At 65.5% G+C, this 22,076-nt stretch carries 24 protein-coding genes; 11 read left to right on the forward strand and 13 right to left on the reverse strand.

What is annotated here, in order from left to right; genetic code table 11:
* Positions 1-152 precede the first annotated feature (152 nt).
* The 3 genes from D9R08_RS19230 (at position 153) to parE (ending at position 4,171) form a co-directional block, all read left to right on the forward strand.
* The gene (locus D9R08_RS19230; RefSeq protein WP_199709332.1) at positions 153-1,700 is read left to right on the forward strand and encodes a hypothetical protein; all 1,548 of its coding nucleotides are present in this window, start codon (positions 153-155) and stop codon (positions 1,698-1,700) included.
* A 91-nt stretch (positions 1,701-1,791) separates the two neighbouring features.
* Positions 1,792-2,133, forward strand: a complete 342-nt coding sequence (locus tag D9R08_RS10900; protein WP_121898083.1) for a hypothetical protein — start codon at positions 1,792-1,794, stop codon at positions 2,131-2,133.
* Between the two features lie 76 nt (positions 2,134-2,209).
* A complete protein-coding gene (gene parE / locus D9R08_RS10905) occupies positions 2,210-4,171 on the forward strand; it encodes a DNA topoisomerase IV subunit B (protein ID WP_121898084.1) in 1,962 nt (653 codons plus the stop codon).
* A 95-nt stretch (positions 4,172-4,266) separates the two neighbouring features.
* Here the strand turns inward: parE and D9R08_RS10910 are convergent, their stop codons facing one another.
* From D9R08_RS10910 to D9R08_RS10920, 3 genes are all read right to left on the reverse strand, one after another.
* A complete protein-coding gene (locus D9R08_RS10910; protein WP_147450663.1) occupies positions 4,267-4,707 on the reverse strand; it encodes a hypothetical protein in 441 nt (146 codons plus the stop codon).
* 6 nt (positions 4,708-4,713) lie between these two features.
* Positions 4,714-5,115 carry a c-type cytochrome gene (locus tag D9R08_RS10915; protein WP_121898086.1) on the reverse strand — a complete coding sequence of 134 codons (402 nt, stop codon included), beginning with the start codon at positions 5,113-5,115 and terminating at the stop codon, positions 4,714-4,716.
* 65 nt (positions 5,116-5,180) lie between these two features.
* Entirely contained in the window at positions 5,181-5,606 is a 426-nt protein-coding gene (locus D9R08_RS10920; RefSeq protein ID WP_121898087.1) for a c-type cytochrome, read from the reverse strand.
* Between the two features lie 161 nt (positions 5,607-5,767).
* Here D9R08_RS10920 and D9R08_RS10925 point away from each other — a divergent pair, with 161 nt between their 5' ends.
* A complete protein-coding gene (locus D9R08_RS10925; protein ID WP_121898088.1) occupies positions 5,768-6,451 on the forward strand; it encodes a hypothetical protein in 684 nt (227 codons plus the stop codon).
* A 27-nt stretch (positions 6,452-6,478) separates the two neighbouring features.
* Complete coding sequence (locus D9R08_RS10930) at positions 6,479-6,925, forward strand: DMT family transporter (RefSeq protein ID WP_121898089.1); 447 nt, start codon at positions 6,479-6,481, stop codon at positions 6,923-6,925.
* 36 nt (positions 6,926-6,961) lie between these two features.
* Here the strand turns inward: D9R08_RS10930 and D9R08_RS10935 are convergent, their stop codons facing one another.
* The 7 genes from D9R08_RS10935 to D9R08_RS10965 all read right to left on the reverse strand — a co-directional run bounded on the left by D9R08_RS10935 (position 6,962) and on the right by D9R08_RS10965 (position 13,181).
* Positions 6,962-8,776, reverse strand: a complete 1,815-nt coding sequence (locus tag D9R08_RS10935; protein ID WP_121898090.1) for an ABC-F family ATP-binding cassette domain-containing protein — start codon at positions 8,774-8,776, stop codon at positions 6,962-6,964.
* A 39-nt stretch (positions 8,777-8,815) separates the two neighbouring features.
* Positions 8,816-9,793 carry a DUF3179 domain-containing protein gene (locus tag D9R08_RS10940; protein WP_121898091.1) on the reverse strand — a complete coding sequence of 326 codons (978 nt, stop codon included), beginning with the start codon at positions 9,791-9,793 and terminating at the stop codon, positions 8,816-8,818.
* A gap of 96 nt (positions 9,794-9,889) precedes the next feature.
* Complete coding sequence (locus D9R08_RS10945; protein WP_121898092.1) at positions 9,890-10,489, reverse strand: peptidylprolyl isomerase; 600 nt, start codon at positions 10,487-10,489, stop codon at positions 9,890-9,892.
* On the reverse strand, positions 10,482-10,982 hold the full coding sequence (locus D9R08_RS10950; RefSeq protein WP_121898093.1) for a peptidylprolyl isomerase: 501 nt from the start codon (positions 10,980-10,982) through the stop codon (positions 10,482-10,484). The genes D9R08_RS10945 and D9R08_RS10950 overlap by 8 nt, the downstream gene beginning before the upstream one ends.
* Positions 10,983-11,045: 63 nt before the next feature.
* A complete protein-coding gene (gene coaD / locus D9R08_RS10955; protein WP_121898094.1) occupies positions 11,046-11,540 on the reverse strand; it encodes a pantetheine-phosphate adenylyltransferase in 495 nt (164 codons plus the stop codon).
* Positions 11,541-11,738: 198 nt separating this feature from the next.
* Positions 11,739-12,173, reverse strand: a complete 435-nt coding sequence (locus D9R08_RS10960) for a CBS domain-containing protein (RefSeq protein WP_121898095.1) — start codon at positions 12,171-12,173, stop codon at positions 11,739-11,741.
* 75 nt (positions 12,174-12,248) lie between these two features.
* Complete coding sequence (locus tag D9R08_RS10965) at positions 12,249-13,181, reverse strand: LysR family transcriptional regulator (RefSeq protein WP_121898300.1); 933 nt, start codon at positions 13,179-13,181, stop codon at positions 12,249-12,251.
* A gap of 109 nt (positions 13,182-13,290) precedes the next feature.
* Between D9R08_RS10965 and D9R08_RS10970 the strand changes: the two genes are divergently transcribed.
* Complete coding sequence (locus D9R08_RS10970) at positions 13,291-14,790, forward strand: CoA-acylating methylmalonate-semialdehyde dehydrogenase (protein ID WP_121898096.1); 1,500 nt, start codon at positions 13,291-13,293, stop codon at positions 14,788-14,790.
* A gap of 156 nt (positions 14,791-14,946) precedes the next feature.
* Here D9R08_RS10970 and D9R08_RS10975 read toward each other — a convergent pair whose 3' ends face one another.
* Positions 14,947-15,825, reverse strand: a complete 879-nt coding sequence (locus D9R08_RS10975; protein ID WP_121898097.1) for a hypothetical protein — start codon at positions 15,823-15,825, stop codon at positions 14,947-14,949.
* 209 nt (positions 15,826-16,034) lie between these two features.
* On the opposite strand from D9R08_RS10975, the gene D9R08_RS10980 reads away from it, so the two are divergent.
* From D9R08_RS10980 to mmsB, 5 genes are all read left to right on the forward strand, one after another.
* Positions 16,035-16,616 (forward strand): L,D-transpeptidase, encoded by a 582-nt coding sequence (locus D9R08_RS10980; protein WP_121898098.1) that lies wholly within the window; start codon positions 16,035-16,037, stop codon positions 16,614-16,616.
* A gap of 99 nt (positions 16,617-16,715) precedes the next feature.
* Positions 16,716-17,849 (forward strand): carboxylate-amine ligase, encoded by a 1,134-nt coding sequence (locus tag D9R08_RS10985; protein WP_121898301.1) that lies wholly within the window; start codon positions 16,716-16,718, stop codon positions 17,847-17,849.
* Between the two features lie 67 nt (positions 17,850-17,916).
* Complete coding sequence (locus tag D9R08_RS10990; RefSeq protein ID WP_121898099.1) at positions 17,917-19,062, forward strand: acyl-CoA dehydrogenase family protein; 1,146 nt, start codon at positions 17,917-17,919, stop codon at positions 19,060-19,062.
* Between the two features lie 43 nt (positions 19,063-19,105).
* Positions 19,106-20,143 (forward strand): enoyl-CoA hydratase/isomerase family protein, encoded by a 1,038-nt coding sequence (locus tag D9R08_RS10995; protein WP_121898100.1) that lies wholly within the window; start codon positions 19,106-19,108, stop codon positions 20,141-20,143.
* Complete coding sequence (mmsB, locus tag D9R08_RS11000; protein ID WP_121898101.1) at positions 20,053-21,033, forward strand: 3-hydroxyisobutyrate dehydrogenase; 981 nt, start codon at positions 20,053-20,055, stop codon at positions 21,031-21,033. Before D9R08_RS10995 ends, mmsB begins: the two co-directional genes overlap by 91 nt.
* Here the strand turns inward: mmsB and D9R08_RS11005 are convergent.
* Together D9R08_RS11005 and D9R08_RS11010 are read right to left on the reverse strand one after the other, a co-directional pair.
* Positions 21,030-21,533, reverse strand: coding sequence for an SRPBCC family protein (locus D9R08_RS11005; RefSeq protein WP_121898102.1), 504 nt, complete (start codon positions 21,531-21,533; stop codon positions 21,030-21,032). The two genes, mmsB and D9R08_RS11005, sit on opposite strands and share 4 nt — an antisense overlap.
* A complete protein-coding gene (locus D9R08_RS11010) occupies positions 21,530-21,874 on the reverse strand; it encodes an ArsR/SmtB family transcription factor (RefSeq protein WP_121898103.1) in 345 nt (114 codons plus the stop codon). The genes D9R08_RS11005 and D9R08_RS11010 overlap by 4 nt, the downstream gene beginning before the upstream one ends.
* Positions 21,875-22,076: the final 202 nt, after the last annotated feature.

The raw sequence follows: 22,076 nt of genomic DNA on the forward strand, positions 1-22,076 counted from the left end.
AGGTGTCACGCCCCTGTCACGTTCCGCGCGCGCGGACCTTGATCAGTGTCAAATCGGACGCGGTATCTTTGGAAAAAAGCATCAATGTGATAGGTTTTCCACAACCGGCCACGTATTTCCGGCCGGACATGACCGTCTGAGGGGGGACCGGCATGGCCTATTCTGTCAGCCAGGGCGTGCGGGATTCAGTGCGTAGTCTGTCGATGCGCCTGTCCATTCTGGGGCTTTGCGCTGTGATCGGCGGCGTGCTGGCGGATGATCTGAAGGCCCAGACACTGCTGAGCAATCCCGACGAGGGCAAGAATGTCGCAGGTGGCACCGGGCCACTGGCGCCACGGCCCGCACCGCCTCCGACCGAGCCCGCGGTCGGTACGACGGACCCGAAGGGCGGCCCGGCCCCCGCGCCCGTCCCGCTGCCGGTCCCGGCCCCGCAACCGGAGCCGCCGCAGCCGGCACCGGCGCCCGAGACACCGCAGGAGGCCGGCACAACCCCGCCCGAGGAGACGGCCGATACCGGGACGGAGACGCCCGAAGCCGGGGCGCTCGCACCGGAGGAGAGCAGCGGCCCCGCGCCCGCAGTCGGGGCGGACATTCCCGCCACCTTGGCGGTACTGGCCGCGGGCTTCCCCGAAGGAGAGGCCGAAAGCTTCACCCAGATGCTCATCGGCCTGCCGGACGGGGTGAGCGCGGACACGATCGGCCATCTGCTTTACCCGCGCCGGCAGTTCGACCGGGCCGCATGGTTCTTCGGCGTCGCGGCCCAACGGCCCGGGGCCAGTGCCGCGAGCCTGAACAATTTCGGTGTGCTGGCGATGGAGGTTTATGCCGATGCCCCCGACGCCTGGCCCGAGACCATGCTGCAGGCCGCCCATGACGCGCTGGTCGCGGCGAACGCGGTACAGCCGGACGAGCCCGCGATCCTGACCAATCTGGGCAATGCAGCCCGGCGGCTGGGGCTGCATGACGCGGCGGCGGAGCATGGCGGGCGCGCCACCGAACTCGCCCCCGAGGAACCGCTTTACTGGACCAACCTTGCCCGGTCGCTGGCCGCTGCGGGCGATGCGGACGGGGCCGCCGCGGCGCTGGCCCGGGCCCATCTGCTTGAGCCCAACGGTTTGGCCTTGCTGGAAACCCTGCCGGCGCTGCCCGGAGCCGCGCCCGGCTATTCCCGCGCCCTGCAGACCCAGTGCGACGTCAATTTCCGCTGTCAGGAGATCTGCCCCCGCTCGATCATCGGCGGGCTGATGTCGGTGACCTACGAGATCGAAAACAGCTCCGCCCAGATCGCCTGCACCGAAGGCCGCCCCTACCCGACCAGCTATCGCTGCGAGGAGGATCTGCCCGAATACGGCATTCTGATCCCGGGCCTGAATTCCGGTTTCTCGGTGGCGGTGCCCGGTTTCTCGGCCCATGTTCTGGTGCAGGGGGACGGCAGTGTCGATGTGCGGGTGGAGGCCGGGGCGTCGATCGGGCCGGTGGGCGGATATCTGCGTGCCGACGGCCATTACGACCCGAGCGGCGGGGTCAGTTTCGACAATCCGGGCGGCGGTGTCCGGGTCAACCTGCTGCCCAATTCGCCCGCCAACCAGCTTGCCAGCGATCTCGGCCACCCGCCGGTCCATATCGAGGCCGAAACCCTGAATGGCGGGCCGGTGCAGATCAACGGAGAAGCGTATAACGCGGGCCTTCTGTCCTTCTGAAATCCGGGCAGGAACCGGCCGATGGGCGGCGGGGGGCTTGCATCTGCCCCGCGCCCTGTCATTCTGGCGAAAATGACCGGAGGGAGCAGCCATGATCCGACCCATTCTGTTGACCAGCCTGATCGCGCTTTCGGGCTGCATCACGTATCAGACCGGACCGATCCGCACATCGACCACCTACACGCCCGTGCCCTCCAACCCCGCGCCCGCGCCGGTGATCAACGGCGTGCCCGTCACGCTAACCGATGGCAGCCAGGGGCTTGCGCTGTGGTGTTCGGTGCCGGGCGACTGCATCGCGGACGCGCGCACCGCCTGCAACAACCGCCAGTCGATCCGCACCGTCTCCGATATCGACGGCAGTTCGCCCCGCGCCTCGGAGTTCTTTGCCCGGCGCGAGACCGAGCCCAGTTCGCTGGTGGTCGCCTGTAGCTGAGGCGACGGGAGACACTTCCCCCCTGCCCCCAAACCTGCTCTAATACGGCGCAACAAACACAAGATAGAGCAGATGCATGGCTGACGACCTTCTTTCCGGCGCGCCCGATCCGAATGCCTATGATGCCTCCTCCATCGAGGTGCTGGAAGGTCTGGAGCCGGTGCGCAAACGCCCGGGCATGTATATCGGCGGCACCGATGAGCGTGCGCTGCACCATCTGGTGGCCGAAGTGCTCGACAATTCCATGGACGAGGCGGTGGCCGGTCACGCCACCCGGATCGAGGTGGAGCTGAACTCGGATTACTCCGTCACGATCCGCGACAACGGGCGTGGCATCCCCGTCGATCCACACCCGAAATTCCCCGACAAGTCCGCGCTTGAGGTGATCCTCTGCACGCTGCATGCGGGCGGCAAGTTCTCCGGCAAGGCCTATCAGACCTCGGGCGGGCTGCATGGCGTGGGCGTGTCGGTGGTCAACGCGCTGTCGGATCATTTGCGGGTGGAGGTCGCGCGCAATCGCGAGTTGTTCGTGCAGGAGTTCTCACGCGGTCTCCCGCAGGGCCCGGTGGCCGCGGCAGGCAGCGCGCCGAACCGGCGCGGCACCTCCATCACCTTCCACGCGGATGACCAGATTTTCGGCCAGCACCGGTTCAAACCCGCCCGGATGATGAAGATGGTGCGCTCCAAGGCCTATCTGTTCTCCGGGGTCGAGATCCGCTGGAAAACAGCGATAGACGATGGCGAGACCCCGGCGGAGGCGGTGTTCCACTTCCCCGGCGGCCTGTCGGATTATCTGGGCGAGACGCTCGGCGGCGCCTCCACCTATGCGGAGCGGCCCTTTGCGGGCAAGGTCGCGTTTCAGGAGCGGTTCGGCGAACCCGGCAGTGTTGAATGGGCGATCAACTGGACGCCGTCGCGGGACGGGTTCATCCAGAGCTATTGCAACACCGTTCCCACGCCCGAAGGCGGCACCCATGAACAGGGGTTCTGGGCCGCGATCCTGAAGGGTATCCGCGCCTATGGCGAGCTGGCCGGCAACCGCAAGGCCGCGCAGATCACCCGCGACGACCTGATCACCGGGGGCTGCGCGCTGGTCTCCTGCTTCATCCGGGAGCCCGAATTCGTGGGCCAGACCAAGGACCGTCTGGCCACAACCGAGGCCGCGCGGATGATCGAAGGCGCGGTGCGGGACCATTTCGACAACTGGCTTGCGGCCGATACCAAATCGGCGGGCGCGATCCTCGATTTCCTGATCCTGCGGGCGGAGGAACGGCTGCGTCGGCGGCAGGAAAAGGAAACCGCGCGAAAATCGGCTACGAAAAAGCTGCGCCTGCCCGGCAAGCTTGTGGATTGCTCGCAACAGGCCCGCGAGGGCACGGAGCTGTTCATCGTCGAGGGGGACTCCGCCGGCGGCTCGGCCAAGATGGCGCGGGACCGCAAGACCCAGGCCCTGCTGCCGCTGCGCGGGAAAATCCTGAACGTGCTTGGCGCGGCCTCCTCCAAGATGTCCCAGAACGCCGAGATTTCCGATTTGTGTCAGGCGCTTGGCGTTGGAATGGGCACGCGGTTCAACCTGGACGACCTGCGCTATGACAAGATCATTATCATGACCGACGCGGATGTGGACGGCGCGCATATCGCCTCCCTGCTGATGACGTTTTTCTTCACCCAGATGCGCCCGATGATCGATGCGGGGCATCTGTATCTCGCCTGCCCGCCGCTTTTCCGGCTGACCCAGGGCGCGCGCCGGGTCTATTGCCTGGACGACACGGAACGCGATGAATGGCTGGCCAAGGGTCTGGGCGGCAAGGGCAAGATCGACGTCTCCCGCTTCAAGGGTCTGGGAGAGATGGACGCGAAGGACCTGAAGGACACCACGATGAACGTGGAGACCCGCAAGCTAATCCGTGTGTCCATCGAGGAGGATGAGCCGGGGGAAACCGGCGATCTGGTGGAAAGGCTGATGGGCAAGAAGCCGGAACTGAGGTTCCAGTATATCCAGGAGAACGCGCGGTTTGTGGAGGAGTTGGATGTCTGAGCGGCGGTATCCGCTCAAACATTCGCCTGAACAGGTTATGGGTAAGCAATATTACACGGTATGATCGATTCTGAAGTCTGCCGGCGGCTTCGCGGTCATAGCGTTCCGATGTGGGTCCAGACGAAGCCACAATATGCTAGGCATCCCAAAATCAGAAAGACCATCCCGAGGCGGTACTTCGCTCCATGCCTTGCCCATAATCCTGATTGGCGGTCGAACACCAGGCGTCGTGCGTCGGCTCCCTGAGCGGTTTCCAACATGACGCGCGCAACTGCAAATGCGTTCATGTGAATGCGGCGCATATAAATGAAATGGCAAAGCGCCGCGAGCAAAAGACATGCGGTGCTCACGCCCAGCCAGAGGCGCAGTTCGGCCGGGACAGTCTCACCCGCCGCGAAAACCACGTTGCCAAAAGACAGGTCTTTCAGGGTGAGTATCGGTAAGCCAATCTCGAAAGCGACAAACAACATCATCTGTTGCTTATCAGATTCAAGAAGTGAAATCAGCGGTTTACAGTATTCTTGATCATTTGGCACGACTGTTCACTCTACCTGCACGGTCTCCAACCACCCGACCAGATCCACCACCTCGCGACTGGTGAGCAGCGTTCCTCCGCCCCGTTCGCGCAGGACCACGTTGAACTCCCCGAAGACGAAGCCGAAGATCGGCATGTCGCCGCCATGGGTCAGGATCGGGTCCCGCCCGTCGATCAGCCGGGCGATCTGGATGACGGGGAACACACCGTCGCGACGTTCGGCAATGCGGGTGAGATCAGGAGGCGGCACCATCAGCACCTCCGCCATCGGGCCGCCGCCCTGCGCGATCTCGCCGTGGCAGACGGCGCAATGCTGGAAATAGAGCCGTTCGCCGCGCTGGACATCCTGCGCCAGCGCCGGCAGGCCAAGGAGCAGGGCCCCCGTCAAAATCAGTGCTTTCACTGCCATGTCTTACTCCGTCTGCAGCCCTGGTCCGGGCCGGGATACGCGACCGGCCCCGCCTTGGGCCAGACTCATTCCTGTATCTCCTGCAAATACGTCACCAATTCGGCAATCGGTTGCGTTGTCATGATCGGCTGGCCCGTGGCGTCGGCAATGGCGACATCGGCGCCGGCCTCCTGAAAGAAGCTTCCGAAGAGCGGCATCTCACCTCCATGGGCCAGCAACGGATCGCGCCCATCGATCTGGCGCGCCACGCGGTAGGTGGGGAAAACTCCGTCATTTCCTGCGCTTAGCTGGGTCAGATCGGGCGGCAGCACGGTCAGCAACTCCGCCATACGGCCATCGCCCCGTCCCTCCATCCCGTGGCAGGCGGCGCAGTAGGTGACGAAATGCTCCCGCCCCGCGGCGGCGTCCTGCGCCAGAGCGGGCGGGGCGAAGACAAGGGCTCCGGCAGGGGCGGCGGCCAGGGCTGCGAAGGTCAGCATGGTGATGCGCATCGATAGGCTCCTCGGCTGATGACACGGTCAGGATGACCGATTGATCACATGCCGCATTGATCGGCGTCAAACCCGCCCGGCAATCGGATAATCCTCTGCGCGGGCGGGATTTTTCGTGAACGGCATTTCCAAGCCAGAATGGCTTGCCTATCGTGACCTTCATGCGCCTGATGATCTGTTTGCTGTTCCTGAGCCTTGCCGCCTGCGGCCGCCCGCTGACAGAGGCGGAGCGGGCCTTCATGGGCACCCTGCAGGGCGACCAGCTGGATGTGAGCCAGGTCAGGATCATCGAGAACCCGTTGGTGGGGCTGCGCAGGCAGGTTTTCCCGGTCCGGCCCCGAACCACTTGCCGGGAAAGGATTTTTCCCGAGCCGGAAGGGGAGTTTCTGGTCGGGCAGACCGCGGGGATCGTGCTGTTCAACCGGCTGCATGTGCGCCGGGATTACGCGATACCCGATTATGTGCGCACCGCCGATGGCGGCATGAATCTGGTCGCGGCGATGTTCTTCGCCCATGAAATGACCCATATCTGGCAATGGCAGAACCGCGATGTCACCGGCTATCACCCGGCGCGCGCCTTCGCCGAGCATCTGCGGACGGAAGACCCCTATCTCTTTGACGGGGATAGTGACTTCGGATTTCTGGACTATGGCTACGAGCAACAGGCGAGCCTTGTGGAGGAATATGTCTGCTGCCGCACGCTGGACCCCGACGGCGCGCGGACGGAGCGGCTGTTGCACCTGCTGCAAGAGGTGATGCCCATTCAGCCCTTGCAATCCCGCGTCGACGGGATGCAGGTTTACCTACCATGGGACGGGGTGGAGTTGCGCGGGATATGCTCGTGATTCCCCCATATTTATCAGGATCTTGAGATGACACATCAGGCATTGATCATGCTGGCCGCCGGGATCGGCATTCCGCTCTTGGCGGCGCTGAATGCGCGGTTGGGTGCGAATATCGGCTCGCCCGCCGCGGCGGCGCTGATCCTGTTCATCGTGGCTTTCGCGGCGACGGCGGTGACGATGGTGCTCAGTGGCGGGACCGGCGCGCTGGCCGATCTGCCGGATCAGCCCCGGCATCTGTTTCTGGCGGGGTTGCTGGTGGCGTTCTACGTGCTGTCGATCACCTGGGTCGCGCCCACGTTCGGCGTTGGAAACGCGGTGTTTTTCGTGCTTCTGGGGCAATTGATCTCGGCGGCCGCGATCGACCATTTCGGGCTGTTCGGGGCGCAGGTGGCGAGCCTCTCGCCGATGCGGGCCGCGGGAATTGTGGTGATGGCCGCGGGCGTCGCCCTGACGCAATTCGGGGCAAGGGGGTAGAACAATGGTATATCAATTCGAGGCCGCGGCCGTGCCCTAGCCTTCGGCCTTTTCCGCCAGAAGCAGCCATTCCTCCTCCGCCTCGGCCAGGGCCGTCTGACGGGCGGCAAGCGCCTCGGTCGCCTTGCGGAACTTCACCGGCTCACGGGTGAAAAGCTCCGCATCGGACAGGAGTGATTCCAGCTTGGCGATCTCGGCCTCCAGACGGGCGATGACCGCCGGCAGATCCTTCAGGCGGTGCGCCTCGGTGAAGGAGAGACGCGATGACCCGGGCGCAGGCGCGGGTTTCGGCGCGGCGGCGGGCCGGGCGGGTTTCGGGGTGGCACCGGTGCTGCCCGCCTGAGGGCCCCGCTGCGCCTGATAATCGCTCCAGCCGCCGGCATAGATCGTGGCCTGCCCGTCGCCTTCCATCGCGACTGTGGTACCGACCACCCGGTCGAGGAAATCGCGGTCATGGCTGACCAGCAGCACGGTGCCGGGATAATCGCCAAGGATATCCTGCAACAGATCGAGTGTTTCCACGTCGAGATCGTTGGTGGGCTCGTCCAGCACCAGAAGGTTGGATTCACGCGCCATGATCCGGGCCAGAAGCAGGCGCGCCTTTTCGCCGCCCGAAAGCGACCGGATCGGCGCGCGCGCCTGCGCATCGTCGAACAGGAATTCCTTGAGATACCCCACCACGTGGCGCGGCTGACCGCGCACCATCACCTGATCGGAGCGGCCGCTGACCCCCATCAGCGGATCGTTGGTGAGACTGTCCCAGAGCGTGGCGTCCGGGTCGAGCGCGCTGCGCGTCTGGTCGAAGACGGCCATCGACAGGCCGGTGCCGAGGGTGACGCTGCCGGTGTCGGGGGCAAGCTGCCCGGTCAACATGTTGACCAGCGTTGTCTTGCCCGCGCCATTGGGGCCGACAAAGCCCACCCGGTCGCCGCGCAGGACCCGGAAATCGAACGGTTTCAGAATGAGCCTCCCCCCGTAGCTCTTTGAAATACCTTTCGCTTCGATGACCCGCTTGCCGGATTTCTGACCTGCGTCCAGCACCATGCCCGCCGCGCCCTGACGGCGGATCATATTGGCCCGCTCGGCCCGCAGATCGGCCAGCGCGCGCACCCGGCCCATGTTGCGCTTGCGCCGGGCAGAGATGCCTTCCACGGCCCAGCGCCCCTCCGCCTTGATCTTGCGGTCAAGCTTGTGGCGGGCGAGATCTTCCTCTTCCCATGTCCTGTCGCGCCAGGCCTCGAAATCGGCGAAGCCCTTTTCCTGCCGCCGCACCTTGCCCCGGTCGATCCAGAGCGTGGCGCGGGTGAGCGCGGTCAGAAACGCACGGTCATGGGAGATCAGCACGAAGGCGGCGCGGGTCTGCCCCAGCTCGGCCTCCAGCCAGCGGATCGCCTCGATATCGAGATGGTTGGTGGGCTCGTCGAGCAGCATCAGGTCCGGCGCCTCGGCCAGCAGCTTGGCGAGGGCCGCGCGGCGCCGTTCGCCGCCGGAGGCCTTGTCCACATCGGCATCGAGCCGGAGCTTCAGCCCCTCGGCGGCGGCCTCCACGCGCCAGGTCTGATCGGGGCCCAGATCGCTGAGCGCGTAATCGCCCAATGTGGCGAAACCCGCGAAATCCGGGTCCTGCTCCATATAGCCGGTATGGATGCCGGGCGGCAGGGTTCGGGTGCCGCTATCGGCTTCAACAAGCCCTGCCATCACCTTGAGAAGGGTGGATTTTCCCGAACCGTTGCGCCCGACGAGCGCGACGCGGCCGCCCTCCTGCAGGACCAGGTCGAGCCCGGCGAAAACCGGATCGCCGCCGAAAGTCAGCGAGATGTCGTTGAGTTGCAAAAGCGGTGCGCGGGCCATGGCCGCCTGCTATGGGGCGGAGCCGCGGAGGTCAAGGTGTCAGTTGCCCAGCATCCAGTCGCCATCGGGCCAGAACGCATGATAGGCAAAGGCGAACATCACGTCATGGGGCAGGTCTGCGCCGGCGGCATCGCGCACCCGGATCATGCCCACATCACGGCCGGCACCGATGTCTGCCGTATCAAGCGCGGAGGCCTTGCCCGCCGCCCAGGAGATCGTCACCCCGGCTTCGGTGATCTCGCCCAGGTCGGCCAGCCGGGTCAGCGGCCAGGCCCGGTCGCCCACGCGGACCATGCGGGCCAGCGGCTCGATGCCATGGGGCGGCATCTGGCCGTCGTAAAGGAAGGGCTGGGCGAGACTGTCATAGCCGACATAGGGATTGCGGCCATAGGGGCGGCGCCAGTCGGGCTCATCCATCACCAGCCCATCGGGGTTGCGGGCGCGGAACGCGGCGAAGCTTTCCATCCAGCCTGGCAATTCGACGAGGTCGGCCCCTGTCATTGTGCCCACGATCGCCTCACCCACCGCCTGTTGCCACCAGCTTTCGGTTTCGCGGTCGTACATCACCATGTCGGAATGGCGAAGATTGCCCGAGACCCCGAAGCTGAGCGTCCGTCCGTCGACGCGGCGGTCGAAGGTCATGGCGGAGTTGCACAAGGGACAGAAGGTGACCGCCACGGGAATGCCCGCGACCGTATCGTTCACGATCTCATGCCAGGTCAGATAGCGGATCGGATAGGCGCGTGGCGCGACGCCCTCGAACTCCAGCGTGATGACCGGCTCGCGCGCGGCGATGCGGGTTTCCCCGGCGGCCGGAATGAACGCGGGATCATCGAGGGCCGGAATGCCGTCGCGCCCCGGACCGCCGGCGCGGATCTCATCGAGATCGACCGAGGCCGTACCGAAATCGGTATTTGGCCATTCGGCGGCCCAGCGGGGCTGCTGCGCCGGGGCCGGCAGGCTGACGGCTGCGACGAACACCGCGAAGAGAGGGACGGCAAGCGGGGCAAGGCGCATCTGGATCGGGGCTCCTTCCACAAGGCAAACCTACCGTGCCAGAGCGCCGCCGGGCCGCCTAGCCCCGCTCACGCGGATGTGCGCTTTCCTGATCGGTCACTCCGTCAGGGCGACGGGCTCGGGGTCTTCCTCCAGCACGCGCAGGGCGACCATCCGGTCGGGCTGTCCGATGACGGCGCCATTGCGCCCCTCGCCCCGCTTGATCGCATCGACCACATCCATGCCGCCAACCACTTCACCGATCACGGTATAGTCGCCGTTCAGTTGCGGGGTGGGCGCGAACATGATGAAGAACTGGCTGTTGGCGCTGTCGGGATCGGCGGCGCGGGCCATGCCGATCACGCCCCGCTCGAACGGCAGATCGGAAAACTCGGCCGGCAGGTCCGCAAGCTCGGACCCACCGCGCCCGGCATAGCGCATATCCATGCCCATGCGGCCGAACTCCACATCACCCGTCTGCGCCATGAACCCGTCGATCACCCGGTGAAACACCACATCGTCATAGGCGCCATCCGCGGCCAGGGTCACGATCCGCTCCACATGGGCCGGGGCCACCTCTTCGAAGAGGTCGATGACGATGGTGCCCTCGGCTTCCCCGGCCAGATCGATCTCAAGCCCTGTCGCGGCGGCGGGCGCGGCGAGAGACAGAAGCGCCGGGCCGCTCAGCAGGCAGAGCGCGGCGGCCAGCCTATGCATCAGCGGCCACCTTGACGGAGATCATCTTGTCGGGGTTCGCGGGCGGCTCGCCACGGGTGATCGCATCCACATGCTCCATCCCCTCGATCACACGGCCATAGACCGTGTATTGCCCGTTCAGGAAGTGATTGTCGGAAAAGTTGATGAAGAACTGGCTGTTGGCCGAGTTCGGGTTCTGCGACCGGGCCGCGCCAAGAGTACCGCGATCATGGGGCAGCTTGGAGAACTCCGCCGGGAGATCGGGCTTGTCGGAGCCGCCGGTGCCGGCGGCGCGCAGATTGCCGCCTTCCTTGCCATTGGCCACATCGCCGGTCTGCGCCATGAACCCCTCGATCACCCGGTGAAACACCACGCCGTCATAGGCGCCGTCGCGGGCCAGTTCCTTCATCCGTTCGGTATGTTTGGGGGCCACATCGGGCATCAGCTCGATGACGACGGTGCCGGCTTGCAGCTCCATCAGAATGGTGTTTTCGGGGTCTTTGATCTCGGCCATCGGGCGCTCCTTCTGCAACAGTCGCGGCGGACCCTACTGCGCGCGGCCCGAAAGGAAAAGCGCCTAGTGCGGGAACTTGCCGAGAAGGGCCTGATGCACCGCGGGCGGCACGAAATGGGAGACGTCCCCGCCAAGCCGCGCGATCTCCTTGACCAGTTTGGAGGCGATGGCCTGCCGGTCGGCCTCGGCCATGAGGAACACGGTGGTGATCTTGCTGTCCAGCTTGCGGTTCATGCCAACCATCTGGAATTCATACTCGAAATCGGCCACAGCGCGCAGGCCGCGGATGATCACGCCCGCGCCGACATCCTTGGCGCAGTCGATCAGCAGGTTCTCGAACGGATGGACCACGATCTCGCATCCGGTCGCCTCGGCCAGACGCGCGCATTCCGCCTCAACCATCTCCACGCGCTCTTCCAGCGTGAACAGCGGTCCCTTGTCGCGGTTGATCGCCACGCCGATGACCAGCCGGTCGACCAGCGTGCAGGCCCGCCTGATGATGTCGATATGACCCAAGGTGATCGGGTCAAAAGTGCCCGGATAAAGCCCCACACGCATCGCCAGCCGTCCCTTCCAAGTCTCAGCCTCGCCAACGCAACATCATTGCGCGGCCTTGTCCAGCCCCGGATGCATCGGACGCCCGGGCGTGTTGCCGGCGGGGGCCTGCCCGGACCTCCGCGCGCGGAGAGAGACACAAGCGGATGCCGCGCGCCACCCTTGAGCGGGCGCGCCTTCGGCGACCGGCCTGCCGCCGTCTCAGAACCCCTTGATCATGCTTTCCAGCGCCTCTTTCTCCATCGCCAGTTTGGAGAGCTGCGCCTTGACCACGTCGCCGATGGAGATCAGCCCAACCATGTCGGCCCCGTCCATCACCGGCATGTGGCGAAACCGGCCCTGGGTCATCTTGGCGAGCACCGCATCGGAGGTCTCCTCGCCGGTGCAGGAAATGATGTCCCTGGTCATCAGACTGTCCACGGTTTCGGCCATGCAGGAGGGCCCGCGCGCGCCCAGTTCGCGGACGATATCGCGTTCCGACACGATCCCGGCCACAGCCTTTCCATCCGGGGAGACGACCAGCGCGCCGATCCGCTTCTTCGACAGGGCTTCGGCCACCTGCGCGACGGTGCTGCCGGGCTCGATCGTGTCCACACCCTGAGTGGGTTTGCTTTTGAGGATCTGCTGAACAAGCATGGGCGCCTCCTTTTGTCTGGATGTCTGGAATGATGCGTCCCTTGAAAGCAGCGTCCACCGGATCGCCCTTTACTGTCAAGAAGATGTGTTGCGCGCCGCGCCCGTCTCGGCCCGTGTGACGGCGGTTTCCAGCCGGATGATTTCGGCGCGGATGCCATCGGCGAGAAGCCCGGCAAATCGCTGCAACCGGCGGTCGCGGAGCGCCTGTGCATGGCGGATCAGCCAGAAACTGCGGTGCAGCGCGATCTGCCCCGGCAGCACCCTGCGCAGACCCGGTGCCGCCGGCAACGCGAAATCATGGACCACCGCCAGACCCGCGCCCGCCCGCGCCCAGTTGAGCTGGACCGAAACGGAGTTGGAGGCCAGCGGCACATGGCTGAGCCCCAGTTCGGCCAGATAGTCCAGTTCGGCATCGAAAATCATGTCCGGGATATAGCCGATCATCCGCGCGCCCTGCAGATCGGCCCGGCTTCGCGGGGCCCCGTGCCGGGTGAGCCATGCCTCCGACGCGGCGAGGGACAGGCGGTAGGCGCTGAGCTTTTCGGCGCGGAGCCGCGCGGTGCGGGGCCGCGAGACGGCGATGGCGAGATCCGCTTCCCGCCGGCTGAGATCGACGACGCGGGGCAAGGCGAGGATCTGGACCTCCAGCCCCGGGTTGAGGTCGCAGATCGCGGCGCAGACCTGCGGCAGGAGATAGTTGGCGCAGCCATCGGGCGCGCCGATCCGGATGCTGCCGGAGAGCGTTTCGCCGCCTCCGGTCAGATCGCTGACACCCGCGGACAACGCCGCCTCCGCCTCTTCGGCGGCGGGCATCAGACGGGCGCCCGCCTCGCTCAGCCCGTAGCCTTGCGGCGATTTCAGGAACAGATCGGCGCCAAGCCGGCTTTCCAGCCTTGCAATGCGGCGGCCCACGGTCGCGGGATCCATCCGCAGGGATTTGCCCGCCGCGGTGAGGCTCTGGCCACGCGCGACGGACAGGAAGATACGCAGGTCATCCCAGTTGGTCATCGGGGCCATCCTTGCATTTTCGCAAAACGCTTTTGAGAACCTGCCCCTTTTCCGCGCAGCATTGCAAGGCTAGGGTTTGCGCCGAACCGCATATGGGAGGACACCGGCGATGGAAGAGCTGAGCCATTGGATCAACGGCCAACACGTCAAGGGCACATCGGGGCGATTTGCCGATGTGATGAACCCGGCCACTGGCGAGGTGCAGGCACGCGTGCCGCTGGCCTCCAAGGCGGAGCTGGACGCCGCCGTGGCCGATGCCGCCGCCGCGCAGCCGGCATGGGCCGCGATGAACCCGCAGAAACGCGCCCGGGTGATGATGGCCTTCGTGCAGCTGATCAACCGCGACATGGACAAGCTGGCCGAGGCGCTGAGCCGCGAACACGGCAAGACCTTTCCCGACGCCAAGGGCGATGTGCAGCGCGGGCTGGAAGTGGTGGAGTTCTGCATCGGCGCGCCGCATCACCTGAAGGGCGAGTTCACCGACAGCGCCGGGCCCGGGATCGACATGTATTCGCTGCGCCAGCCCCTGGGCGTGGCGGCCGGTATCACACCGTTCAACTTTCCGGCGATGATCCCGATGTGGAAGATGGCGCCGGCGCTGGTCTGCGGCAACGCCTTCATTCTGAAGCCGTCGGAGCGTGACCCCTCGGTGCCGCTGATGCTGGCGGAACTGCTGAAAGAGGCCGGGTTGCCCGATGGCGTGTTGCAGGTGATCAACGGCGACAAGGAGAGCGTGGATGCGATCCTGGACAACCCGGTGATTGCCGGGGTGGGCTTCGTGGGATCGACGCCGATTGCGGAATACATCTATTCCCGGGGCTGCGCCAACGGCAAACGCGTGCAGTGTTTCGGCGGCGCCAAGAACCACATGATCATCATGCCCGATGCCGATCTGGATCAGGCGGCGGATGCGCTGGTGGGCGCGGGCTATGGTGCGGCGGGCGAACGCTGCATGGCGATCAGCGTCGCGGTGCCGGTGGGCGAGGAGACCGCCGACCGGTTGATGGAGAAGCTGGTGCCCAAGGTCGAGGCGCTGAAGATCGGGCCCTATACCTCCGGAGACGATGTGGATTTCGGCCCCGTGGTGACCGCGGCGGCCAAGGAGAACATCCTGCGGCTGGTGCAGACCGGCATCGATCAGGGGGCGGAGCTGCTGGTCGACGGGCGCGATTTCTCGTTGCAGGGCTATGAGAACGGCTTTTTCGTCGGCGCGCATCTGTTCGACCGGGTGACGACGGATATGGACATCTACAGGACCGAGATCTTCGGCCCGGTCCTGTCCACCGTCCGGGCCAAGACCTATGAGGAGGCCATCGGCTACGCGATGGATCATGAATACGGCAACGGCACCGCGATCTTTACCCGCGACGGCGACACGGCGCGGGATTTCGCCAACCGGATCAATATCGGGATGGTCGGGATCAACGTGCCGATCCCGGTGCCGCTGGCCTATCACACCTTCGGCGGCTGGAAGAAGTCGGGTTTCGGCGATCTGAACCAGCACGGGCCGGATGCGTTCCGGTTCTACACGCGGACCAAGACGGTGACGGCGCGCTGGCCGTCGGGCATCAAGGAAGGCGGCGAGTTCTCGATCCCGGTGATGGAGTGACGGCGCCGGGCTGAGGCCCGCGCGCAGGTATTTCGGCCTTGTCCCGTCCAAGAGACAGAGAGGCGCGCGGTCCGAATGGCCGCGCGCCTTTCGCGCAGGCAAGCGGGCGGCCCGCCTTATGAAGCAAGAACCGACCGGGGCAGAGCCCCTCCCCGCTCAAGTGACGGGGCCGATTTTCAGGGCCTTGCGGATCATCGCCGCGACCGGGCGGTAGAAATGCCTGTCGGCCCAGTATCCGTTATGGGAAGCCGGGGTCCAGGATGTGAGCGGACTGCCCGCGTTGATCCAGCGGTCGCTCAGATCCCCGGCATCGGCCATGTCCTGATACCTGGTGCCGGCGGGGGCGAGCGGCATGCCCAGCACATCGTCCTTGTCGTTGAAATTCTGCCACCATGGGGAGATCCGCCGCGCCTGGGGAATACGGATGCCGGGATAGTTGATCGGCCAGACCTCATCGGGGGGATAGGCGAAGGTGAAGATCGGGATGTTGCAGCCGAATGTGACGAACCCGGCCATCGTTTCCAGCCGCTGGAACGGCGTCAGCGCCTGCACCCAGGGCGCATCGAGCCGCATCGCCTTTTGCCGGTCGTAAATGTAGTTGGAGACGATATGGCCGCCAAGCGAATGGGCGAGGACCAGAAGCGGCGTGTCCGGCCCGGCCACCGCCTGCAGATTGTCGATCGCGCCCGTCACGCGGGCCTGCACGCGCTGATAGACATCCGTTTCGTTGTCGGACACCTTGCGATAGGCGGCGGCGTCGGTGAGGTTGTGCATCACGAAACGGCGGGTTTTGAGCCAGCGCGCCTTGCCCTTCAGGGCGTTCAGCACGTAGTTTTCCTGCCGTTCCTGCAGGATGTCGGCCCAGAAAATCTCCCGCCAGGCGACACGGCCGTTCCATTCCTCCGGCGCCATGTAATTGCGAAGCGCGCGGTAAAGCCCGGCGGAAAAGCTGATATCATTTGGGCCCTGGGGCTTGTCGCCCTGACTGCCCATGCCGTGAATCACGGCGATGGCGACACGGGTTGGGTCTGGCATGGGGTGGCTCCGATCCTTCGTAAAATGACTTCCTGAAATGACTTGACGTAGGGGAAGCCTGCCGGATTGAGCCCTGCCGGGCAATGGAGGGATGCCTTACCTCGCGGCCCCGATCTGACAATTGCGTGAGGCGGCTCCGCGCGCCGTTGTCCGAGCGCGTCGCGGACACCACGTTTCTCCGAAAGGCAGCAGATTGAGGGAGAGACCAATTGAGCGGATCACGGATTACACGGCGGAGCACGCTGTTGAGCGGCGCGGCGGTGCTGGCCACTCCGATGCTGGCCCTGGCCGAGGCCCCTGCCCCGAACGTACGCGCCGGCGCGGGCACAAGGCGCAACCTGTCCTCGTTCCGGGTGCAGCGCTGGCAGGATCATTTCGACAGTCTTGGCCGGGCCACCATCGTTGCCGATATCCAGTCGCGCGCGCTGCATTACTGGAGCGGCGATGGCAGCGATTACCGGCTTTACCCGTCCTCCGTGCCGCTGACCGACGAGCTGACGCGGCGCGGCTATTCCGAGATCGTGCGCAAGCGCGTGGACCCCGACTGGACGCCGACGCAATCCATGCGGGAGCGCGACCCGTCGCTGCCCGCCTATATGCCGCCGGGGCCGGACAATCCGCTTGGCACCCATGCGATGTACCTGACATGGCCCGCCTATCTGATCCATGGCACCCATGATACGCGCAAGATCGGGCGGCGGTCGTCTTCGGGCTGCATCGGGCTGTTCAACGAACATATCGCCGAGCTGTTCGAACTGACGCCGATCGGCGCGCAGGTCCGTCTGCTTTAGCGCTAGGCGCGCGCGGCCCGGGCCCGCAGGCGGCCAAATCGCGGTTTTCTCTTGGCAATTCGCTCGCGGATCGCTTTGCTGGGGCAAAAGGAGACCGCGATGGCGCCATCCATGCCGCCCTTTTCCATGGGCATCGAGGAAGAATACCTGCTGGTCGACCGCCAGTCCCTTGATCTGGTCGAGGCGCCCGAGGCGCTGATGGAGGCATGCAAGGCCGAGCTTGAAGGCCAGGTCAGTCCGGAATTCCTGGCCTGCCAGATCGAGATCGGCACCAAGGTCTGTGCGGATATCGCAGAGGCGCGGGAGGATCTGAAGCGGCTCCGCGCCTGCGTGGCGAAACAGGCGGCCACCTTCGACATGGCCCCGATTGCGGTGTCCTGCCACCCGTTCGCGGACTGGAAGCATCAGACCCATACGGACAAGGAGCGCTACAACACGCTGGAGAAAGATCTGGCCGGCGTGGCCCGGCGGATGCTGATCTGCGGGATGCATGTGCATGTGGGGCTGGACGACAATGATCTGCGCAACGACCTGATGGGGCAGTTGAGCTATTTCCTGCCGCATCTTCTGGCGCTGTCGACCTCGTCGCCCTATTGGCAGGGGCAGGATACGGGGCTTGCCAGCTACCGGCTGACGATTTTCGACAATCTGCCGCGCACCGGCCTGCCGCCGCATTTCGACAGCTGGTCGGATTATCGCCGGTCGGTGGATGCCATCATCGAACTGGGACTGGTGGAGGATTCCTCGAAAATCTGGTGGGATCTGCGCCCCTCCCACCAGTTCCCGACGCTGGAGACCCGGATTTGCGATGTGATGCCGCGGCTGGAACACACGGTTTCGGTGGCGGCGCTGATCCAGAGCCTTGCGCGGATGCTGACGCGGCTCAGGCAGAAAAACCAGCGCTGGCGGCTGTATGACCGGTTTCTTGTGGGCGAAAACCGGTGGCGCGCGCAACGCTACGGGGTGGGTGACGGGCTGATCGATTTCGGGCGGCGCGCGCTGGTACCGATGAATGAGCTGCTCGACGAGATCATCGAGCTGGTGCAGGAGGACGCCGATGCGCTTGGCTGTCTGGCCGAGGTCGAGGGGGCACGGAACATCCTGCGCGACGGCACCAGTTCGGAGCGTCAGCGCGGCGTCTATGACGGGGCACGGGTCGCCGAACGGGACCATGACGAGGCGATGCGCGACGTGGTGCGGCATTTGATCGAGGAGTATCATGCCGACCTGTGAGGGGTTGCAATAGTTCTGCAACAATCGCTAATTAAACAAGCGTTCAATTCATCGAGGGAGGGAGCCGATGGACTTCGCACTGACGGAGGAGCAGGAGGCGATTTTCGAGATGGCGCGCGCGTTCGGATCCGAGCATATCGCGCCCCATGCCCAGGCTTGGGAGACCGACGGCACGATCCCGAAAGAGCTTTGGCCGAAACTGGCAGAACTCGGGTTCGGCGGGCTCTACGTCTCGGAGGAGAACGGGGGATCGGGCCTGTCCCGACTGGACGCGACGTTGGTGTTCGAGGCGCTGTCGATGGCCTGCCCCTCGGTCGCGGCGTTTCTGTCGATCCACAACATGTGCGCCGCGATGGTGGAGAAATTCGGCAGCCCCGAGTTGAAGGCCCGGTTTCTGCCCAGGGCCATCGCGATGGAGAGCTTCCTTGCCTATTGCCTGACCGAACCCGGCAGCGGCTCGGACGCGGCGGCACTGAAGACCCGCGCGGAGCGGACCAATGACGGCTATCGGCTGACCGGCACCAAGGCGTTCATCTCGGGCGGGGGGTATGCGGATGCCTATATCGTCATGTGCCGGACAGGCGAGAACGGGCCGCGGGGCATATCTTCCATCATCGTGGAGGACGGGGTGCCGGGGCTGAGCTTCGGCGGGCTGGAGGAGAAAATGGGCTGGCGGTCGCAGCCCACGCGGCAGGTGCAGCTGGACGATTGCGCCGTGCCGGCCGAAAACCTGCTGGGAGAAGAGGGCAAGGGTTTCAGCTATGCGATGGCGGGGCTGGACGGGGGCCGGTTGAACATCGCGGCCTGCTCGCTTGGCGCGGCGCAGGCGGCGTTGGCGGCAACGCTGGCCTATATGGGCGAACGGACGGCGTTCGGGCAGCCGATCGACCAGTTTCAGGCGTTGCAGTTCCGGCTTGCCGATATGGAGATCGAGCTTCAGGCGGCGCGCGTGTTCCTGCGGCAGGCGGCGTGGAAGCTGGATCATGGCACGGCGGATGCCTCCAAGCACTGCGCGATGGCGAAGAAATTCGTGACCGAGGCCGGAAGCCGCATCGCCGATCAATGCCTGCAACTGCATGGCGGTTACGGTTATCTGGCCGATTACGGGGTGGAGAAGATCGTGCGCGATCTGCGGGTCCATCAGATCCTCGAAGGCACGAACGAGATCATGCGGGTGATCACCGCGCGGCATCTGCTGGCGGAGCGGGGCTAGCGCGCGCGCCTGGCGGGCCGCAATTTCTGAGGCAGGGGGTTTGATGAGCACCGATATCCATATCCGCATCGAGGGCCGCGCGGGGCGGATCACGCTGAACCGGCCGGACGCGCTGAACGCGGTCACCCATGAGATGTGTCTGGCGATCGAAGAGGCGCTGACGGCCTGGGAGGGGGACCCGGCCGTCGCCCTGCTGGTGATCGACGGCACGGGCGAGCGGGCGTTCAGCGCCGGCGGCGACCTGATGCAGATGTACGAGACCGGTACGCGGGGCGATTTCGGCTACGGGCGCAGGTTCTGGGCAGACGAATACCGCATGAACCGGCGGATGTTCGAGTTTCCGAAACCGGTCGTGACCTTTCTGCACGGGTTCACCATGGGAGGCGGCGTCGGCGTCGGCTGCCACGGGTCGCACCGGATCGTCTGCGAGGACAGCCAGATCGCGATGCCGGAATGCGGCATCGGGCTCGTGCCCGATGTGGGCGGCTCGCTGTTGCTGGCGCGCGCCCCGGGGCGCGTGGGCGAGTATCTGGGCGTGACCGGCACCCGGATGGGCCCGGGCTGCGCGATCTTCGCGGGCTTCGCCGATTACTACATCCCGCGCGCCGACTGGCCCCGGCTGATCGGGGTCTTGAGCGAAACCGGCGACTGGGACGCGGTGGACCGGAGCACCCTGCCCCCGCCCGACAGCCCGCTGGCCGCGATGCAGGCCGATATCGACGACAGCTTTGCCGGCGAAACCCTGCGCGATATCCTGACGATGCTGGAGTTTCGGGACACGGACTTCGCCCGCGAGAGCCTGAAGAAGATCGCGCGCAATGCGCCCTTGTCCATGGCCTGCACGGTGGAGCTGGTGCATCGGGCGCGCAGCCGGGACCGGATCGACGAGGCGTTGATGCAGGAATACCGCTTTACCTCACGGTCGATGGAACAGGGCGATTTCCTGGAAGGCATCCGCGCCCAGATCATCGACAAGGACCGCACACCGAAATGGGCCCATGCGGCGGCCCGGGATGTGACGCTGGCGGAGGTGGCGCAGATGCTGCGCCCGGTTCCGGCTGCGGACGCACCGGATATCTAGAACAGGGACATTACACCATGAAGATCGGGTTTATCGGGTTGGGAAACATGGGCGCGCCGATGGCGGCCAATCTGGCGGCGGCGGGCCATCAGGTGACCGGGTTCGACCTTGTGGCCGAGTGCCCCGAGGGGGTGAGCCAGGCCGGCAGTGCGGCCGAAGCCGCGAGCGATCGGGATGTGGTGATCACGATGCTGCCCAATGGCGCGATCCTGCGCCGGGTGGCCGACGAGATCCTGCCGTCGATGCAGCCAGGCGCTGTGCTGGTGGATTGCTCCACGGTGGAGGTGGACGCGGCCCGCGATGTGGCGGCCGCGGCGGAGGCGGCGGGGCTCGGCTTTCTCGACGCACCGGTCTCCGGCGGGGTTGGCGGCGCGGCGGCGGGTACGCTGACCTTCATGGTGGGCGGCAGCGACGCGGCATTCGAAACCGCCAGACCGCTTTTCGACATCATGGGCCAGAAAGCGGTGCATTGCGGCGGCGCGGGAAACGGACAGGCGGCGAAGATCTGCAACAACATGATCCTCGGCGTGACCATGATCGCCACCTGCGAAGCCTTCGCGCTGGCCGACAAGCTGGGGCTGGACCGGCAGGCGATGTTCGATGTGGTCAGCACCTCGTCGGGGTATAGCTGGACGATGAACGCCTATTGCCCGGCCCCCGGCATCGGCCCGCAAAGCCCCGCCGACAACGAGTACAAACCCGGTTTCGCGGCGGAACTGATGCTGAAGGATCTGCGCCTGAGCCAGCAGGCCGCCGAGGCCGCGGATGCCGACACGCCCATGGGTCAGGCGGCAATGGCGCTGTATCAGCGGTTCGTGGAGGAAGAAGGCGGCGCGGGCCGCGATTTCTCGGCCATGCTGCCCCGGTTCGAAGCGCGCGGGCGCGGCTAGGACATCCCGGGGATCAGCCGGTCGAGCTGCCGGTAGCTTTGCTCCATCCCGTCGGTCATACCGGTTTCAAGCGCGGCACGGCAGGCTTCGGGCGAGGCAAACGCGATCCGCGTGGTCAGGATCGTGCCGGAGCCATCCTCGGCGAAATCTATGGTGACGGTGCTGGGTGGCCCCATCTCCCCGCCCATGGTGCCGGGATCGTAGATCTGCGTTTCCACCAGCCGGGCGTGGGTGACGACCTCCAGAAACTCGCCGTGAAAGCCGAAAATGGCGCCATCGGCCTCGTTCCGCCATTGCCAGCGATAGGTGCCGCCCACGCGCAGGTCCATCTCGCAGACCGGCATGGTCCATCCCGGCGGGCCAAGCAGCCAGCGCTGCATCAGCGCCGGTTCGGTATAGGCCCGGAAGACCAGAGCGCGCGGCGCGGAAAACCGGCGGGTGACGAGGATCTCGGCATCGCCCGGCTGCGTGACCCGGGCCGTGTTCGAAGGGGTGGTCATGTATCGTCTCCGCTCTGGGTGGGAGGAGCGTCCTGCAACTCGGCCAGAAGCGCGTCCAGCCGGGCGTAGTTTTGCTCGAACGCGGCGCGGACATCCTCCAGCCACTCCCGCGCGGGGGTCAGCGCCTCGGCCTTCAAGACCCGCGGGCGGGACTGGCCCGCAACCCGCGCCTCAATCAGCCCCGCCTCCTCCAGCACCTTGAGATGGCGGGAAATGGCGGGCTGGCTGATGCGGGAAAGCGCGCGCAGCTGGGTGACGGTCGCCTCCCCGCTGGCGAGCCTTGCGAGGATCGCGCGCCGGGTGGGATCGGACAGCGCGGCAAAGGTCCGGTCAAGCTGCATGACATGGGCATCCTGCTAAATGCATATATACTTATATAACTGATTCGCTATATAATGTCTTCGGGAAAATAGTGTCTTCTGTAAAGCCGGATACGGCATCCGGCACGGGCGCGCGCTGGGCAGACCAATACCTCCGGTCGCACCTCCTTCGCGCCGCATGTAAAAAAGATTCACTTTTTGACAGGCGCCCTCTTGCGCGGCG

Origin of the sequence: Rhodophyticola porphyridii (genome assembly GCF_003688285.1) — a bacterium.
GTDB lineage: Bacteria > Pseudomonadota > Alphaproteobacteria > Rhodobacterales > Rhodobacteraceae > Rhodophyticola > Rhodophyticola porphyridii.